The sequence below is a fragment of the Cupriavidus basilensis genome (assembly GCF_029335485.1).
In the GTDB taxonomy this organism is placed as follows: Bacteria; Pseudomonadota; Gammaproteobacteria; order Burkholderiales; family Burkholderiaceae; genus Cupriavidus; species Cupriavidus basilensis_E.
Genome location: NZ_JARJLM010000497.1, coordinates 1 through 2106, shown reverse-complemented (window position 1 = coordinate 2106; position 2106 = coordinate 1). Strand labels below are relative to the sequence as shown.

The 2106-nt window shown below is 64.5% G+C and carries 3 protein-coding genes and 1 pseudogene; all 4 read left to right on the top strand.

Features of this window, described 5'->3' with window-relative positions:
* Positions 1-509, top strand: a 509-nt coding sequence (locus P3W85_RS30665; RefSeq protein ID WP_276267530.1) for a DUF2345 domain-containing protein, incomplete at its 5' end; no start/stop codon positions are given.
* Between the two features lie 2 nt (positions 510-511).
* Positions 512-1312, top strand: coding sequence for a DUF4123 domain-containing protein (locus tag P3W85_RS30660; RefSeq protein WP_276267529.1), 801 nt, complete (start codon positions 512-514; stop codon positions 1310-1312).
* 85 nt (positions 1313-1397) lie between these two features.
* The gene (locus P3W85_RS30655) at positions 1398-1835 is read left to right on the top strand and encodes a hypothetical protein (RefSeq protein ID WP_276267528.1); all 438 of its coding nucleotides are present in this window, start codon (positions 1398-1400) and stop codon (positions 1833-1835) included.
* A 41-nt stretch (positions 1836-1876) separates the two neighbouring features.
* Positions 1877-2106: pseudogene (locus P3W85_RS30650) on the top strand (DUF3304 domain-containing protein); the annotation flags it as partial.

Sequence of the window (2106 nt, the reverse complement as noted above, 5' to 3'; positions counted from 1 at the left end):
CTCCTGACGGCATCGCGGCCGGTACGCCGCGCACGATCGCGCTCGGCGCAGGCGAACACATCGACGCTGCAGCGCAAGGCAACCTGCAGCTCAGCGCCGGCGAGCGCGCGCTGATCCACGCCCTCAACGGCATCAGCACCTTCGCGCAGAACGGCGACGTGCGCCACATCGCCCATCAGGGCGAGATGTTGCTGCAGGCCCAGCACAACGTCATGCGCCTCGAAGCCGATCGAAGCGTCGACGTGACCAGCAGCGAAAGCCACGTCATCGTCGCGGCGAAGGAGCACATCACCCTCTTGTGCGGCGGCGTCTACATCAAGCTGCAAGGCGGCAATATCGAGCTGGGCATGCCGGGCACGTTCACCGCCAAGGCCGGCAGCCATAACTTCATCGGTCCGGCCAGCATGGACCATCCGCTGCCAGCCTTCCTTCCGCCCGGAAGCATCTGCGTCGAGTGCTTACGCCTCGCGGCGAAAACGGGCAGCCCGCTGGCGCGCAAGGGACTGTGACCATGACCCTCATTGACCTGCCCACAGACACCGCAAGGCAACGCCTCTACACGCACGTCGCCGCGGCATGCAGCAAGCTCTCGCTGTCGCGCGTGCATGCCTTGCTGGACCTTTCGTTCGCCGACGACGCACGGCGCCAGGCGCTGGCCCAGCTGGCGCCCGAACCGAGCACGCTCTACCGCGACCTCTACGCGGGCGAAGGGCTCGACAGCATCGATCCCTGGCTGATCGAAGTACCCCTGGAACCCGCCGACCGCTTCCTCGCGCTCTGCGAACACTGCGCGGGCCAACCGATGCTGAGCTTCCTTGTCTCCCCGGCCTCGCATGGCGACCTACTGACGCATCTGCGCGGCCAGTTGGAGGCGAAGGACGACGCAGGCGACACCTTTATCCTGCGCTGGGCCGATACCCGTTGCCTGCCCTCGATGTATGCGATCCTCGATGAGACACAACGCACCCGCCTTTGCAGCGGCATCTCGGCCTGGTGGTATATGAGCCGCGATGGCGAACCCGCCAGCCTCGAGATGCCATCAGCCGCAGCGCCCTCTCGACACGACACGGCGTTTCCCTATCAACTCACCGCTACCCAGATCCAAGCCGTGCGCACAAGCGCGCGGCCTGACTGGTGGCTCGCGTACATCGCCGATCGGCCACATCTGTATGGCGCACTGACGGGAAACGCATCGCGCCACCACGCGGTCACGTATGCAGCGATAGGCAGCGTGCCCAACGACGCCACAGACGCGCATGTCCTTCGCAGCGTTGTGCAAAGCCTGGCGGATCAGGGGTTGCTACAACCGTGAAAGCCTTATCGCGGCCGACCTCCGACACCGTGCCGGCCAGCCGCCTCACCCCATCACACGATTTGCCATCTGGAGTGCGCCTTCTATGTATCGCCTGACACGCCTCGTTTTTTCGCCTTGGACCTATCTGGTGACCGGCACGGCATCCCTTGGGATCCTTGTTTTATATGCGGCCTTGCTCGGCTTCATGTTGGTTGCGGGGCCCCTCTTCCGATTCGACTGGAGTCATTGGCTCGGTAGCAATTCGTGGTCGGCTGCCATTTCGTGGGGAATCTACGCTGGGCCAACGCTCACGCTCGCCGGTTTGCTGATGTTCGCCGTGCGTGCCATCTTGGTGAAGTTCTTGCCGCGCACGCGCCCTTGGGTCTACTTCGGCCCGCCGCCCACCGCCGCATCGTCACCGATGGTATCCACGCCAGTACCACCGCGCAACACGCCGGCATCGGTGACGGCCACGCCAAGCGCCGCAGCACACGACGTACACGCCGCCGCACCCGATGCACCTGCGTCGAGGGCCGAATAAGAGAACGTCACGCCCGATAAAGACACGGAGGGGAGAACGCGATGCGTAACACTCTGACACGCTTTCTGCAGCTCGCTCTGCTGCTCGCGCTGACAGCCTGCAAACCGACCGATGCGCCCGCCGCCGCAACAACACGCCAAGACACCATGGTGCCGTTGCAGGTCAGCGTCCTCAACTACACCGACGACTATATCGACGAGGTGTACGTCAACGGCTCCTGGTCCGGTGGCATGGTCAAGCATGCCGGAGGAGGAGGCTTCGCTGGCCACGC